The sequence below is a fragment of the Streptomyces yunnanensis genome (assembly GCF_029011865.1).
Taxonomy (GTDB): Bacteria; Actinomycetota; Actinomycetes; order Streptomycetales; family Streptomycetaceae; genus Streptomyces; species Streptomyces yunnanensis.
In genome coordinates, this window is the sequence record NZ_CP095749.1 from 5486750 (window position 1) to 5501569 (window position 14820).

14 protein-coding genes and 1 pseudogene are annotated in these 14820 nt (G+C 73.8%); 9 read left to right on the forward strand and 6 right to left on the reverse strand.

Translation table 11 applies throughout. The features are described 5' to 3' along the window. Positions 1-3 precede the first annotated feature (3 nt). Both MOV08_RS23995 and MOV08_RS24000 read left to right on the forward strand, forming a co-directional pair. The gene (locus MOV08_RS23995; protein WP_275308774.1) at positions 4-963 is read left to right on the forward strand and encodes an acyl-CoA dehydrogenase family protein; all 960 of its coding nucleotides are present in this window, start codon (positions 4-6) and stop codon (positions 961-963) included. 481 nt (positions 964-1444) lie between these two features. Next, the gene (locus tag MOV08_RS24000) at positions 1445-1930 is read left to right on the forward strand and encodes an ATP-binding protein (RefSeq protein ID WP_039635478.1); all 486 of its coding nucleotides are present in this window, start codon (positions 1445-1447) and stop codon (positions 1928-1930) included. 261 nt (positions 1931-2191) lie between these two features. Here MOV08_RS24000 and MOV08_RS24005 read toward each other — a convergent pair whose 3' ends face one another. Continuing rightward, positions 2192-3118: a cyclase family protein gene (locus MOV08_RS24005; RefSeq protein WP_275308775.1), complete on the reverse strand. Its 927-nt coding sequence runs from the start codon at positions 3116-3118 to the stop codon at positions 2192-2194. A 172-nt stretch (positions 3119-3290) separates the two neighbouring features. Here MOV08_RS24005 and MOV08_RS24010 point away from each other — a divergent pair, with 172 nt between their 5' ends. From MOV08_RS24010 to MOV08_RS24020, 3 genes are all read left to right on the forward strand, one after another. Then, complete coding sequence (locus MOV08_RS24010; RefSeq protein WP_275308776.1) at positions 3291-4205, forward strand: SDR family NAD(P)-dependent oxidoreductase; 915 nt, start codon at positions 3291-3293, stop codon at positions 4203-4205. Positions 4206-4423: 218 nt separating this feature from the next. Next, positions 4424-5668 carry an acyl-CoA dehydrogenase family protein gene (locus MOV08_RS24015; protein WP_275308777.1) on the forward strand — a complete coding sequence of 415 codons (1245 nt, stop codon included), beginning with the start codon at positions 4424-4426 and terminating at the stop codon, positions 5666-5668. Then, entirely contained in the window at positions 5665-6738 is a 1074-nt protein-coding gene (locus MOV08_RS24020; RefSeq protein WP_275308778.1) for a Zn-dependent alcohol dehydrogenase, read from the forward strand. Before MOV08_RS24015 ends, MOV08_RS24020 begins: the two co-directional genes overlap by 4 nt. A 71-nt stretch (positions 6739-6809) precedes the next feature. Here the strand turns inward: MOV08_RS24020 and MOV08_RS24025 are convergent, their stop codons facing one another. Further along, on the reverse strand, positions 6810-7424 hold the full coding sequence (locus MOV08_RS24025) for a flavin reductase family protein (RefSeq protein WP_420834303.1): 615 nt from the start codon (positions 7422-7424) through the stop codon (positions 6810-6812). 214 nt (positions 7425-7638) lie between these two features. On the opposite strand from MOV08_RS24025, the gene MOV08_RS24030 reads away from it, so the two are divergent. Further along, complete coding sequence (locus MOV08_RS24030) at positions 7639-8313, forward strand: RNA polymerase sigma factor (protein WP_275308780.1); 675 nt, start codon at positions 7639-7641, stop codon at positions 8311-8313. After that, entirely contained in the window at positions 8310-8951 is a 642-nt protein-coding gene (locus MOV08_RS24035) for a hypothetical protein (RefSeq protein WP_275308781.1), read from the forward strand. The genes MOV08_RS24030 and MOV08_RS24035 overlap by 4 nt, the downstream gene beginning before the upstream one ends. Before the next feature lie 62 nt (positions 8952-9013). Here the strand turns inward: MOV08_RS24035 and MOV08_RS24040 are convergent, their stop codons facing one another. Further along, entirely contained in the window at positions 9014-9961 is a 948-nt protein-coding gene (locus tag MOV08_RS24040; RefSeq protein ID WP_275308782.1) for an enoyl-CoA hydratase/isomerase family protein, read from the reverse strand. Between the two features lie 56 nt (positions 9962-10017). Next, on the reverse strand, positions 10018-12288 hold the full coding sequence (locus tag MOV08_RS24045; RefSeq protein WP_275308783.1) for an acetate--CoA ligase family protein: 2271 nt from the start codon (positions 12286-12288) through the stop codon (positions 10018-10020). Between the two features lie 258 nt (positions 12289-12546). Between MOV08_RS24045 and MOV08_RS24050 the strand changes: the two genes are divergently transcribed. Beyond that, positions 12547-13062, forward strand: coding sequence for a Zn-ribbon domain-containing OB-fold protein (locus tag MOV08_RS24050; protein WP_275308784.1), 516 nt, complete (start codon positions 12547-12549; stop codon positions 13060-13062). A 64-nt stretch (positions 13063-13126) separates the two neighbouring features. Beyond that, positions 13127-13604 (forward strand): annotated as a pseudogene (locus MOV08_RS24055) (N-acetyltransferase family protein). A 94-nt stretch (positions 13605-13698) separates the two neighbouring features. Here MOV08_RS24055 and MOV08_RS24060 read toward each other — a convergent pair. Continuing rightward, entirely contained in the window at positions 13699-14475 is a 777-nt protein-coding gene (locus tag MOV08_RS24060; protein ID WP_275308785.1) for a pyridoxine/pyridoxamine 5'-phosphate oxidase, read from the reverse strand. Position 14476: 1 nt separating this feature from the next. Then, a complete protein-coding gene (locus MOV08_RS24065; protein ID WP_275308786.1) occupies positions 14477-14665 on the reverse strand; it encodes a hypothetical protein in 189 nt (62 codons plus the stop codon). Between the last annotated feature and the right edge of the window lie 155 nt (positions 14666-14820).

Below are 14820 nucleotides of genomic sequence, written 5' to 3' on the forward strand. Positions count from 1 at the left end.
CCGGTGGACTTCCAACTCACCGCGGACCAGCGGGCGTTGCGGGACGGCACCCGGGAACTGCTCGCCGGCCGCTTCGACCGGGACCGGCTGCGTGCCGCCGTCGACGCCCCGGCGCTGGACCGCGGGCTGTGGCGGGAGCTGGCCGACGCCGGCTTCTTCGCCCTGCGGCTCCCGGAGGCGGACGGCGGCGTCGGGCTGGGGCTGCCGGAGGCCGTCCTGGTCTTCGAGGAGGCCGGCCGGGCGCTGCTGCCGGGCCCGCTGGTGGCCGGGCAGCTGCTGGCCGGGGCGGTGGACGGGGTGGCGTCCGGCGAGCGGATCGTCGCGCTGTGTGACGGCGCGACCGATCCGGTGCTGTGGGAGCACCCGGCCGACTGCGACGCGTTGATCTTCCTGGACGGGGATGCGCCGGCGCACGCGGCCCGGGCGTACCGGAGTGCACCCGCCGACGTCGCCCGCGCCCCCTTCGCCTCCGTGGACCCCCTCACCCCGCTCGCCCGCGTCACCGGCCCTGCGCGCACCGTCCCGCAGCCCGGCCTGGACGTGCCCCGGCTGCGCCGCGAGGCGGCCCTGCTGACCGCGGCCCAGCAGCTGGGCAGTGCGGCCCGGACGGTCGAGATGGCGGTCGCGCATGCCCGGCAGCGCACCCAGTTCGGCGCGCCGATCGGCTCCTTCCAGGCCGTCAAGCACCTGTGCGCCGGGATGCTGGTCCGCGCCGAGCTGGCCCGGGTCGCGGTCTACGCGGCGGCGGTGACCGAGGACGCCCTGGACGTCGTGGGCGCCAAGCTGTTGGCGGACGAGGCCGCGGTGCGCAATGCCCGGGACTGCCTCCAGGTGCACGGCGGCATGGGCTTCACCTGGGAGGCCGATGTCCATCTGCACCTCAAACGGGCCTGGCTGCGGGCCGAGCGGTGGGGCGGCGCGCGGGAGGCGGAGGAGCGCCTGGCGGACGCGCTGGCGGGGTGAGGGGGTGCGCCGGCGTCCGCGGACGCGTACGGAGCGTGCCGGCCGCGCCGTCGATGTCAGACTCTGGCAACCCGTGTGCGGAATGTCGGGTCCCTCACGCATAAGCGGTCACGGAGGGTCGATATCGGGTTGTGTCCTAGGCGTGACTCGTCACACGGGGGAGTCGGCGCTGCGCTCGGGTACGCTCCGTGGGGTGCGAGTGGTTCTGTGGCGCAAATGTCACGGTGCCGTCGGAAGGACGGCTCCGGGGCATCGACTGCGCGCCGCTCGCCCCGGGCGAGGCCCCGACGACCCCCCATGTTCGACTCCCCGCGCTGTGCGTCGCACAGTATGCCGCACGCATACTCCCTTGCGCTGGAATATGCCCGAAGCGGTTGTTGCGGTGACTGAACGTCAACCATGCTGTGCTTCGCCGGAGTCACGCACCGTGACTCCGTGGAGGCGCGAGGCGATGTTTCCGCCGGTTCGGATGGTGTGAGCGGTGCAGGTGCTTCAGGTGCAGTTGGAAGTGCGGCCCGACCCCGCGGAAGTGGGGCGGGCCCGGCGGTGGGCCAGGTCGAGGCTCGCGGGGTCGGGCATAGGGGCGGACGAACCGCTCGCCGAGACGCTGATCCTGCTGATCTCCGAGCTGGTCACCAATGCGGTGGTGCACACCGGTTCGGCGGCCCGGCTACGGATGTGCTTCTCCGGGACGGGCGCCGTGGTGGGCACCGTACGGGTCGAAGTGGTGGACGTCAGCGCCCGCCCGCCGCGCCCCCGGCACGCGGACGGCGAGGACACCAACGGCCGCGGTCTGGAGCTGGTCGACGGCCTCGCGGACCGCTGGGGCTGGCAGCCGGAGGGGGCCGGCAAGCGGATCTGGTGCGAAGTGGACCGCGGGCAGCCGCTGTTGATGGCGGCCGGTGCGGACCTGGGGGCATATGACCCTGCTTGCGCCGTAACGAGCGTCACCACAAACCGGTCATAAATCGCTGAATCGGTTCGCCTGACGCGGAATTAGTCCAGACCAGGTGTTGACGTGGCGTTCCCCGGTGATCACTCTTGGGGAAGCGATGCGCCGTGAGGGGACGGCAAGGGCGTACCGGGTCGATGACCCGCGGCCTTGTCGAGTGCGGATCGCGGCCCGGAGCCAGGTGGCGGCCCGCGGTGCCGTGCTCGGGGCGCGCAGCGCGCGCCGCCGCCTGGCCGGTCCGGGGTCGCTCGCGTGCCGGGGGCGCGGCGTCGCACCTCACAGGACGGCCACCGGCGCGACCGGGCTGCCGGTGCCGCCGACGAACGGCTCGGCCACCGCGGACAGCAGGAAGGCGTAGCGGCCCTCCTGCGCGCAGGCCGCCGAGAGCTCCTCCAGATTCCAGTTCTGGCCCTGGAGCATGCCCATCTCCACCAGGTGGAGGGCGTGCACCGGCATCCACAGGTCCTCGATCTCCGGCGGGAAGATCTCGAAGGTCAGGGTGTCGTTGGCGACCGCGGCGACCTCGCGGGCGTGGAACCACTCCGGGGTGCGCACCGAGAGCCCGGGGGAGGGGAACGCGTACGCCTCCCGGTCGCCGGCCAGGTAGTGCCGCAACTGCCCGGTCCGCACCAGGACGACGTCGCCGGACCGGACCGCCGTCCCGGCCAACTCCTCGGCGGCCTCCAGGTCCTCCGGCGTGACCGCGTGCCCGCCCGGCAGGCGGTCGGTGCCGCGGGCCCGGGCCACGTCCAGCAGCACCCCGCGGGAGAGGATCGGGGTGGCCTTCTCGATGCCCAGCGCGGTGGCCCCACGGTGCGCGGTGACGGTGTCGGCCGGCCGCCCGTTGTAGAGCCGCCCGGAGTGCGAGACATGGGTCAGGCCGTCCCAGTGGGTGGCGGCCTGCAGGCCCATGGTGACGGTGTCGTCGGAGGTGGCGACGGTGCCCGGGCCGAAGATCTCGTGGTTGATCGCGACCATGGTGTGCAGCGGATTGCCCCGTCCCGGGATCGCGCCGGTCTGCACGCCGTCCTGGCGGAGCGGCAGCGCCAGCGGGATGCGGCGGCCGGTGCGGACGGTCGCGGCGGCGGCGCGCACCACGTCCGGGGTGATCAGGTTCAGGGTGCCGAGCTCGTCGTCCGGGCCCCAGCGGCCCCAGTTGTTCACGCGCCGGGCGATGTCGTGGAACTCCTGGGGCAGGGGCATGGGCGCTCCTCGGGGCGGGTGGTGGGTGACGGGTGGGGCCGGTGGGGACGGGCGCCGTCGTCCGGGTGCGGGTTCGAGCCGTGCGTCCGGGGTTGCGTCCGGGGTCTTGTGCTCGTACCGCGTCTGCTCAAAAATCTAACGGTCCGTCAGAAACCGTGGGAAGGGGCGCGGCATGGGGAACTTCTTGGCCGGCAAGGTGGTCGCCGTCACGGGGGCCGGCCGCGGCATCGGGCGGGCCGTCGCCCTGGCGGCCGCCGCCGAGGGCGCGAAGGTGGTGGTCAACGACTACGGCGTCTCCATCGAGGGCGGCGAGCCCCGTAGCGAGGTGGCACAGGCGGTGGTCAAGGAGATCGAGGCGGCGGGCGGCACCGCCACGGCCGTCGCCGACGACGTCTCCACGATGGCCGGCGGCCAGCGGATCGTGGACACCGCGCTGGCCGAGTACGGGCGCGTCGACGGCGTGGTGTGCGTGGCCGGCATCCTGCGCGAGCGGATGCTCTTCAACATGTCCGAGGAGGAGTGGGACCCGGTCGTCGCCACCCACCTCAAGGGCACCTTCACGGTCTTCCGGGCCGCCGCGGCGGTGATGCGCAGGCAGAAGTCCGGCACGCTGATCGGCTTCACCAGCGGCAACCACCAGGGCAGCGTCGCCCAGGCCAACTACGCCTCGGCCAAGGGCGGGATCATCTCGCTGGTGCGCAGCGCGGCGCTGGGCCTGCACAAGTACGGGGTGACCGCGAACGCGGTGGCACCGGTCGCCCGGACGCGGATGTCGGCCAATGTGCCGATGGAACTGAAGGAGATCGGCGAACCGGAGGACGTGGCGGCGTTCGTCGTCTACCTGCTGAGCGAACGGGCCCGGGTCGACGGGGTCACCGGCCAGGTCTACACCGTGGCCGGGCCGAAGATCGCGGTGTGGGCCCAGCCGAGGGAGCTGCGCTCCGTTTACGCCGACGAAGGCGGGTGGACGCCCGAGCGCGTCGCCGACGTGGTGGCGGGGTCGGTGGGGATCGACCCCATGCCGATGCTGGCGCGGCTGGAGGAGATGGCGCGCGCGGCGAAGGCCGCGGAGCGGCCGAACGCGTAGTCCACGTTGTCGGCTTTCCCGCCGTGCGGGGCTTGCTTGTTGCGCCTGCGGCGCATTGAGTTGTCCGCTGCGCGGGGCTTTCGGGTGCGGTGACGGGCCTCCGGCGCGGGGGTGTCCGGACTGCTTCGCTTGACGTCCGGACACCCCGCACCTCCGGCCCGTCCCCTCCCGTGGGTGGGTGGTTGTGGGGCCGGTGGGGGCGTGCCTGGGAGGGCGGAATGGAGTTCGGGTTCGGAACGGCGGATGAGGGATTCCGGGCGGAGGCCCGGGAGTGGCTGGCGGGGCATCTGGTGGGTGAGTTCGCCTCGTTGGGGGCGGCTGGCGGTCCCGGCAGCGAGCACATAGGGGTGGAGGTCCGGCGGGCCTGGGAGCGGGAGTTGGGGGGTGGGGGCTGGATCGGGCTGGGGTGGGACCGGGTGCACGGGGAGTACGGGAACCGGGCTGGGTCGCTGACGCAGCAGGTGGTGTGGGCCGAGGAGTACGCGCGGGCCGGCGCGCCGGGGCGGGTGGGGCACATCGGGGAGAACCTGCTGGCGCCGACGCTGCTCGCGTACGGGGACCAGGCGCAGCGGAAGCGGTTCCTGCCGGCCGTGGCGCGCGGCGAGGAGCTGTGGTGCCAGGGCTACAGCGAGCCGGAGGCCGGGTCGGACCTGGCCGGCCTGCGGACGGTGGCGGTGCGGGACGGGGCCGGGTACCGGATCAGCGGGCAGAAGGTGTGGACCTCGCTGGCCGGGGAGGCTGACTGGTGCTTCGTGCTGGCGCGGACGGATCCGGCCGAGCGGCGGCACCGGGGGCTGTCGTTCCTGCTGGTTCCGATGGCTCAGCCGGGGCGGATCGAGGTGCGGCCGATCCGCCAGATGTCGGGGACCGCGGAGTTCAACGAGGTGTTCTTCGACGGGGCGGTGGCGCGGGCCGACCACGTGGTGGGCGGCGCGGGCGCCGGCTGGCGGGTGGCGATGGGGCTGCTGGCCCTGGAGCGCGGGGTGTCGACGCTCGTCCAGCAGGTCGGGTTCGCGCGGGAGCTGGCGGAGGTGGTCGGCGCGGCGGTCCGTGGCGGCGCGGTCCGCGATCCGGTGCTGCGCGAGCACCTCGTGCGCCAGTGGGCGGAGTTGCAGGTCATGCGGTGGAACGCGCTGCGGACCCTGGGCGCCGCAGGAGGCGCCGGGGGAGCGCCGAGCGTGGCGAAACTGCTGTGGGGCGGGTGGCACCAGCGACTCGGTGAGCTGGTGATGCGGGTGCGCGGCGCGGCGGCGACCGTGGGGCCGGTGGACTGGTCCCCGGAGGCGCCGTACGAACTCGACGCGCTGCAACGACTTTTCCTGTTCACCCGGGCCGACACGATCTACGGCGGCTCGGACGAGATCCAGCGCAACATCATCGCCGAGCGGGTGCTCGGCCTGCCCAGAGCGGAGCGGGGAATGTCCAGAGTGGAGCGGGAAATGCCCGGAGCGGAGCGGAAATGAAGGGCGTCATATTCGATGGTGAGCAGGCCCGGGTCGTGGACGATCTCCAGGTGCGGGATCCGGGGCCGGGCGAGGTGTTGGTGGGGATCCGGGCGGCCGGGTTGTGCCACAGCGATCTGTCGGTGATCGACGGGACGATTCCGTTTCCGGTGCCGGTGGTGCTGGGGCACGAGGGCGCGGGGGTGGTCGAGGCCGTCGGGGCGGGAGTGAGCCATGTGGCGCCCGGTGACCACGTGGCGCTGTCGACGCTGGCGAACTGCGGGGCGTGCGCGGAGTGCGACCGGGGGCGGCCGACGATGTGCCGCAAGGCGATCGGGATGCCGGCGAAGCCGTTCCGGCGCGGTGGCACGGAGCTGTTCAACTTCGCCTCGAACTCGGCGTTCGCGGAGCGTACGGTCGTCAAGGCGGTGCAGGCGGTCAAGATCCCGAAGGAGATTCCGCTGACCTCGGCCGCGCTGATCGGGTGCGGGGTGCTGACCGGTGTGGGCGCGGTGCTGAACCGCGCCCGGGTGGACCGCGGCGACTCGGTGGTGGTGATCGGGGCCGGCGGGATCGGCCTCAACGTGCTCCAGGGCGCACGGATCGCGGGGGCGTCGGTGATCGTGGCGGTGGACGCCAATCCCGCGAAGGAGGCGGCGGCGCGGCAGTTCGGGGCCACCCACTTCGTGGACGCGTCGGCGGTGCCGGACACCGTCAGGGCGGTGAAGGAGATCCTGCCGACCGGCGCCGACCACACCTTCGAGTGTGTGGGCAGCACCCGGCTGATCCGGCAGGCGATCGACCTGCTGGACCGGCACGGCCAGGCGGTGCTGCTCGGGGTGCCGCCGGCCACCGCCGAGGCGTCCTTCCTCGTCTCCTCGCTGTATCTGGACAAGTCCGTCCTCGGTTGCCGCTACGGCTCCTCCCGCCCCCAACGGGACATCGCCCTCTACGCCCGGCTCTACCGCGAAGGGCGGCTGCTGCTGGACGAGTTGGTGACCGCGACGTACGGGGTGGCGGACTTCGCCAAGGCGGCGGACGACGCCCACCACGGACGGGTGGCGCGGGCGGTCCTGCGCTTCGGGGAGTAGGGCGTCGTCGACCCGCCGGGGCGGTTCGGGCGGCTCGTGGCCCGCCCGACCCGCCCCGGCGGGCGCTCCTTTTAGGAGGTGAACCGCCCGAACGCCCCCCGGTGGAAGAGGAGCGGGCCGTGGGCCGCGGCAATCGGGTCGGTGCCCAGGGCCTCGACGCGGCCGACGACGATGAGGTGGTCGCCGCCGGTGTGGACGGCGTGGATCGTGCAGTCGATCCAGGCGGGGACGTCCGCGAGCCGGGGCGAGCCGGTGACCGGGGCCGGGCTGTGGGGGACGCCGGCGAACTTGTCGGCGCCGCTGACGGCGAACGCGCGGCACAGGTCGCCCTGCGCGGCGCCGAGGACGTTGACGCAGAAGACGCCGGCCCGCGCCAGGCGCGGCCAGGTCGTCGAGGTGCGGCCCACCATGAACGCCACCAGCGGCGGGTCCAGGGAGAGGGAGGCGAAGGACTGGCAGGCGAAGCCCGCCGGGCCCGTCTCGGCGGGGGCCGTGATGATCGTGACGCCACTGGCGAAGTGGCCCAGGACGGAGCGGAATTCAGCCGGATCCAAGGGGGCGCGTTCGTCTTCGCGTACGGCGCGCAATGGAGGGCGCGCGCCGACGGAGCGGGAGTGCGGGGCTGGCGGCGCGGCGGCGGTGGGGGCCCCGACGGAGCGGAGGTAGCGGATGGCGGTGGCCGCCATTCCGGCGTGTCCCATCATGCTGGTGATTGAATCTGATGGAGCGTCAGATGGGAAGGGGCGGGAGCCACTCACAAGGGTGGTTTGGCGCGGAAGGCCGGGCCGGATCACGGTGGTTGGGGGGAGATTGGGGCCGCGTTCCTGATTGGTCGCCGAGCGCACGGGTACCTTCCACCTCGGCCGCGCCGTAGCCAAGCACGGGGGAGTGTTCCGGTACATGGCCGATGCGACATCGCCGACCTCGTGGTCGGCCGCTGGTTCCCAGAGGGCCCGACCCGGCGGGCCCGGCAGTCCGTCCCCACCCTCGGGCCGGTCCGGTTCCTCCGGGCCACCGGGCCCCGGGGGCACCGCGTCGGCGGCGTTCGACGAGCTCTTCTGCGGGCTGCTGCCGCGGCTCTACCGGCGGGCGGTGATGCTGGCCGGGACCCGGCAGTCGGCGGAGGACGTGGTGCACGAGGCGTATCTCAAGCTCGCCGCCCGTCCCCAGCGTCTCCTGGCGCACCCGGAGCCGTATGCCTACGCCTTCACCGCCGTCCTCAGCGTCGCCCGGGACGCCTACCGCAAGGAGCGGCGGCAGGTGCTGGTGGAGGAAGTGGACGAGTGGGACGCGGCCGGGGCCGGCACGGGGCCGGGGGCCGGCGGCGGATCCGGCGAGTGGGACGGAGGGATGGCGCGACGGCATGCGGAGCTGGAGGCGGTGCGGCTGCTGGGCCGGCTGTCGCACCGGCAGGCGGGGATCGTGATCCTGGTGGACCTGGACGGGTACACGATCGACCAGGCCGCGAAGATCATGAAGGTGCACCGCGGCACCGCCGCCCGCCATCGGGCCCGGGCCCTGGACAGGCTGCGCGCGTACCTCGTTGAATCGGAGCACGGGCAGGCCGGGAGGTGAGCGGCACGGTGGGCGCGGGGCCACGGGACGGCGCGGGCGGGCACGGCGAGGTCGAGGCGCTGCTGCGCGCGAAGCTGCGGGCGGCCGACGAGGAGATCGAGACGCCCGGCGGCCTGTGGGAGCGGGTCAGGGAGCCCGCGGCGGACGGCCGGGCGACGGCCCCGGCGCCGGGGGGCGGCGCCGCCGTGGCCTGGCTGTCGCGACGGCGCCCGTATGCCGTGGTGCTGGGCGTCGCGGCAGCAGTGGCGGTGGTGGTCCTGGGCGTCTGGTGGGTGCTGCTGCGGCCGGGCGCGGTGGACGTCAGACCGGCCGGGCCGCCGCGGACGGTGCCGCTCACGGTCTACAACAGCGAGGCCGCCTGCCGGACGCCGCACACCCTGGAGTGCGCGCTGCGGCTGGCCAAGGACCCGCACCGGCCGTACGCGGCGCGCGGGAACTCCGCTGGGCGGGTCTGGCACGGGGAGGTGCTGGCGGCCCGCTGCGTGGTGACGGACGGGCAACTGGTCCGGGACGAGGAGGGGATCACCTCCAGCCGGTGGTACCGGGTGCGCACCGGGGAGGGCGCACAGGGATGGCTGCCGGGGGTGCGGACCCGTAATACCCGGGAGGTCCCCGAGTGCCCGGCGGACGGCGGATGAGCCGCCCGTGGTGAACGGGCGGGAGGCGGCGGCGCGCGCCTCTGGGGGCGGCGGTGCCCCGGTCACCTCCCCCGGTACGTGGGCCGGCGGCGCGCCACGAAGGACGCGATGCCTTCCTGGGCGTCCGCCGTCGTCATATTGATCTCCTGGGCGGTGGCCTCGGCCGCGAAGGCCGCGCCGCGGTCGCCGTCCAGAGAGGCGTTGACCAGCGCTTTGGTGAGGGCGAGCGCGCGGGTGGGGCCGGCGGCGAGGCGCTCGGCCCACTCCCGGGCGACCTTGGCCAACTCCCCGTCCGGGACGACCCGGTTGACCAGCCCCAGCCGCGCGGCCTCGGCGGCCGGCACGGCGTCGCCGAAGAACATCAGCTCCTTGGCGCGCTGCGGGCCGATCAGCCGCGGCAGCAGATAGCCGCCGCCGCCGTCCGGTACCAGGCCGCGGCGCACGAACACCTCGATGAAGCGGGCCGATTCGGCGGCCAGCACCAGGTCGCAGGCGAACGCGAGGTGTGCGCCGATCCCGGCGGCGGTGCCGTTGACGGCCGCGATCACCGGTTTCTCGCAGTCCAGCACGGCGGCGATGAACCGCTGGGCGCCGCCGCGGATCATCCGCGCGACATCGCCCGCGACCCGGTCGCCGACGGTCGGCGCGCCGCGCAGGTCGGCGCCGGAGCAGAATCCCTTGCCGGTCGCGGTGAGCAGCACGGCGCGCACGTCGGGGTCGGCGGAGGCGTCGGCGAGCAGGCCGATGAGGCGTTCGCGCATGTCCCAGGTGAGGGCGTTGAGGGCGTCGGGACGGTTGAGGGTGAGCTGGGCGACGCCGTTGTCAGTGGCGTGCAGTATCAAGGAGTCGACGGGTTCGGTGAGTTCGGCGAGTTCGGTGAGTTCGGCGAGTTCGGTGAGATCGGCGGGTCCGGCAGGTCCGGCAGGTCCGGCGGGGCCGGTGGGTCCGGTGGGTCCGGTGGGTCGAGAGGGGGCGCCGGCGGCGGGGCGGGGGGACGGTGCGGATGTCATGGGGGAGCGGCTCCAGGGGAGTGGACGGAAGGGGGAGCCGGCACGGCGGCCGGCGGTCAGTGGCAGATCGCCAGGGCGTCCAGTGCCACCGCGCCCTGCCCGCGCTCCAGGACGACCAGCGGGTTGATGTCCAACTCGGCCAGTTCGCCGTCGAGTTCCAGGGCCATCCGCTGCACCCGCAGCACGGTCTCGACCAGGGCGTCGGTGTCCGCGGGCGGCATTCCGCGGACGCCTTCCAGGAGGGCGTGGCCGCGCAGCTCGCGGAGCATGGCGCGGGCGTGCGCCTCCCCGAAGGGCGGCACGCCCACCGCGATGTCCCGGAGGACCTCCACGAGCACCCCGCCGAGTCCGACGGTGACGGTCGGCCCGAAGAGCGGGTCGGGGGTGACGCCGACGACCATCTCGACGCCCCGTTCGATCATCTGGCAGACGAGGACGCCGTCCAGCGGCAGATCCTCGTAGCGCGCGATCTCGGTCAGCTCCCGATAGGCGTCGCGGACCTGGCTGGCCGAGGTCAGTCCGACCTTGACGAGGCCGAGTTCGGTCTTGTGGGCCAGCTCGGGGCCGGAGCCCTTCAGCACCACCGGATAGCCGACCAGGCTCGCCGCCCGGACGGCCGCCGCCGCGCTGGTCACCAGCTGTTCCCGCGGTACGCGGATGCCGTAGGCGCGCAGCAGCTGCTTCGCCGCGTGCTCGCTGAGCTGCCGGCCGGGGCGCAGCAGGGCCTGGGCCTTGCGGGCGGAGGGCGAGAGCGTGCGGGGGGCGTCGTCGAAGGGCGAGCGGTAGTGGGCGGTGAAGCGATGGTGTTCCAGATAGGCGCGGACGGCGGTGATGCAGTTGGCGAAGGTGCGGAAGGTCGCCACCCGGGAGGAGCCGAGGAGGGTGCGGCGATAGGCGTCCTCGGTGCCGACCGGCGAGCCCCAGACGACGCACACCAGCTTGTCCGACTGCTCCGCCGCGTCCACGAGGTCCTGTGCCAGTTTGTCGCTCATGGGCGGGAAGGGGCCGGTGATCGGGCAGATCAGGACGCCGACGGACGGGTCGGCGAGGAGCGCGTCGATGATCTTGCGGCCGCGCCAGTCGCCGACCGGGTGCCCGCCGTTGTCGATCGGGTTGGCGACGTTGAGGTAGCCCGGTATCCACTGGTGGAGCTCGGTCTGTTTGGCGTCGGACAGGGTGGGCAGGGTCAGGCCCGCGGCGGTCGCCAGGTCGGCGAAGTGCGCGCCGGTGCCGCCGGAGATCGAATAGACCGCGACGCCCTCGGCGGTGGGTTTCCTGGCCCGTGCCAGCAGTGCCGCGGTGTCCTGGAGCTCGTCGAGGCCGTCCACCCGGATCACGCCGTACTGCCGCATCGCGGCGTCCACCACCTCGTCCGCGCCGGTGAGCTTGCCGGTGTGCGAGGCGGCGGTCCGGGCGCCGGTCTCGGTGCGGCCGACCTTGACGACGACGACCGGCACCTTGTTGCGGGCGGCGCGGTCGGCGGCGAGCAGGAAGCTGCGGCCGTCCTTGAGCCCTTCCACATAGGCGGCGATCGCGCCGACCTCGGGACGGGAGGCGAAGTAGGAGAGGAAGTCGGCGGTCTCCAGGTCGGCCTCGTTGCCGGTCGGGGCCCAGTGCGAGAGGCGGATGCCCAGCTCCTGGAGGGTGAAGACCGGCCGGCCCTGGTGGCCTGACTGGGTGATCAGGGCGATGGCCGGGCCGTCGAGGTCGTCGCGGAACTTCTCGAAGGCGTTGAGGTTGGTGTTGGGCCCGAGCAGCCGCAGGCCGGAGCGGGCGACGGCGTCGGCCAGCCGGGCCTGGGCGGCGGCGCCGTCCTCGCCGGTCTCGGCGAAGCCGGAGGCGAAGGCCACCGCGAACTTCACCTTGGCCTCGGCCAGTTGCCCGATGACCGGCAGCGGGTCGCCGACCAGCAGCACCGCGAGGTCGACGGTCTCCGGCAGCTCGCCGACACCGGCGTGACACGGCAGGCCGAAGACCCGCTCGCGTCCGGGGTTGACCGGGTGGAGCCGGGCGCCGACCCGTTCCGCCCAGGCGATCAGCTGCCGGGTGATGCCGGTGTTGGGCCGGCCCTCGCTGTCCGAGGCGCCGATCACCGCCACCGACTCGGGCCGGAAGAAACGGTCCAGGTCCGGTACGGGCGCGTGCAGCGGGCGACCGCTGACGTCCTGGTCGGCGACGACCGGGCCGGCCGCGGTGCCCGGGCCGCCGGCACCGTCGGCGCCGGGGTCGCTGATGCCGTGGACGGTGTGGGGTGGGCGCTCCCCGCAGGCCACGACGCGGGCCGGCCGGGAGTGCGTGGTGAGGGTGCCGTGAGTCGATCCAAGCATCGCAGACGCCCGCTCCTGTGTGACGGCTCTCGTGGACTGCGCGCCCTACCGCGTTCAGCAGTAGCTGACGCATAGTCAGATTACTGAACTGACGTCATGTCAGGAATGGGTGTGCGCGGTAAAGCTTCGCGGCGGGCGGCGGGCGGCGGGCGGCGGGCGGTAGGGGCGGGACGCCCGCCCTCTTGCGCCCGCACCGCCGATGAGCTGAACTGACGTACCGTCAGAACATGGCGGGGCGTCGATGGGGGTGTTGTACGGATGGCGGTGCGGGAGGCGGCGCAGGCCGGGGGTGCGGAGCGGGGCCCGGGCGCGGCGGGGCGCGCGGCGGTGCGGTTCGATCTGCCGGAGGTGGACGCCTTCACCCGGCCGTACTGGGCGGCGGCGGCCGAAGGGCGGCTGCTGCTGCGCCGGTGCCGGGCCGAGGGGTGCGGCGCGGCGCACCACTATCCGCGCGAGTTCTGCCCGCGCTGCTGGAGCGAGGACGTCGTCTGGGAGCCGGCCACCGGCCGTGCCACCCTCTACACCTGGTCCGTCGTGCACCGCAACGACCTCCCGCCCTTCGGCGACCGCGTCCCCTACGTCGCGGCGGTCGTCGAACTCGCCGAAGGGCCCCGGATGATGACCGAGGTGACGGACTGCGCGGAGTCGGACCTGCGGATCGGGATGCCGCTCGCGGTGCACTTCCGCACCGAGCCGACGGAGCGGACCGGCGGCGGTCCGGCGGCGGAGGGCGAGGGCGCCGGGTACGCGACAGCGGTGTTCCGGCCGGCTTGAAGGCGCCGGGCGCCGCCGACAAATAGGGTGGCGGTCCGGGCCGTGCGCACGGGAGGCTCTCCCGGTGCTGATCCGAGACGCGAACGCGGCCGACTGGCCCGCTGTCTGGCCCTTCTTCCGGTCCGTCGTGCGGGCCGGCGAGACCTACTCCTATCCCCCGGACATCGACGAGCCGGCGGCCCGCGCGCTCTGGATGCTCCCACCGCCCGGCCGTACGGTCGTCGCCGTCGACGACTCCGGGACGGTGCTCGGCTCGGCCAAGATGAACCCCAACCAGATGGGCAACGCCGCCCACATCGCCAGTGCCAGCTTCATGGTGGACCCGCGGCACCGCCGGCGCGGCACCGGGCGAGCACGCGCTGGCCTGGGCGCGCGCCGAGGGCTATCGCGGGATGCAGTTCAACGCCGTGGTGGAGAGCAACACCGGCGCGGTCGCCCTCTGGCAATCCCTCGGCTTCCAGATCATGACCACCATCCCCGAGGGCTTCCACCACCCCACCCGGGGATACGTGGGGCTGCACATCATGTACCAGCGGCTGTAGGCATGGCTGGTGGCTGGTGGCTGGTGGCTGGTGGCCGGTGGGTGGTGGCCGATGACCGGTGGCCCGTGGTCGTCCGGCCGTGCGTCTTCCGCCTTTACGGCCAGAGCAGTTCCCGCTCCCAACCACCCTCCGCCCGGCGGTAGTTGAGGCGTACGTGCTGGCGTCGGTGCGGGTCGCCCTGGAAGAACTCGACCGCCTCGGCGCGCAGCACGTACAGCGTCCAGCTCGGGACCGGCGCGTCCGGTTCGCGCCGGGCGCGCTCCCAGGCGGCGTCCGCGGCGCGCGCCAGTTCGGCGGCCGAGCCGAGCACCTCGCTCTGGTGGCCCACCAGGGCGGCGGCCAGCGCGCCCGTGGAGCGGTGGTGCAGATCGGCCGCGCTCTCCTCCGGGCCCGCGGCGGTCACCGTGCCCCGGACCCGCACCTGGCGGCCGACCGCCGCCCAGTAGAAGGCCAGCGCGGCCCGCGGGCGGGCGGCCAGCTCGCGGCCCTTGCGGCTGTCGCGGTGTGTGCCGAAGTGCCAGCCGCGCTCGTCCGCGTCGTGCAGCATCACGATGCGCACGGACGGGTCGCCGGCCGCGTCCGCGGTGGCCAGGGACATGGTGTGCGGCTCGGGAACGCCGGCCTCGGCGGCCTCCCGCAGCCACTGCCGGAAGAGCGGCAGCGGCTCGGCGGGTGCCTGCTCCGGGGCGAAGGACGGCAGTTCGCCCGGCCAGACCCGCAGGCCGCGCAGCACCTCGCGGAAGGCGCGGGCCTCGGCGTCGGCACGCCCGGCGGCCCCGGTGCTGTCCGCGGCCTCGGCTTCGGTGTCGGCGGCTTCGATGCCGGGTTCCGGGGCGCTTCCGGCGGTGCGGTGATCCGTGTGATCGGGCATGTCAGGCAGCGTACGCGCGGTGTCCGGGGCGCGGACCACAGGCCGCGGCGGGACGGCCGGCGGCACCGTGCGCCGCCGGCGCGTAGTCCTTGAGCGTGATCGCCCGCGCCGCCCGCTGCACCTCCTCGGCGATCTTCTTCGCCACGGCGTCCTTCCAGGGCATGTACGGCAGCATCCGGAGCATCAGCATCCGCAGCCGGATCTGCCTGAGGCGGGCATGCCGGTTCCCTTCGAGGCAGAGGCAAAGGCCCTGGTGCTCCTGGACCGGTGGCGCTCGCCCGACTGTACAAGCGTCATAGACAACAACTGTCTATGACAAGCGTCCATGACGTATGTATGGATCGG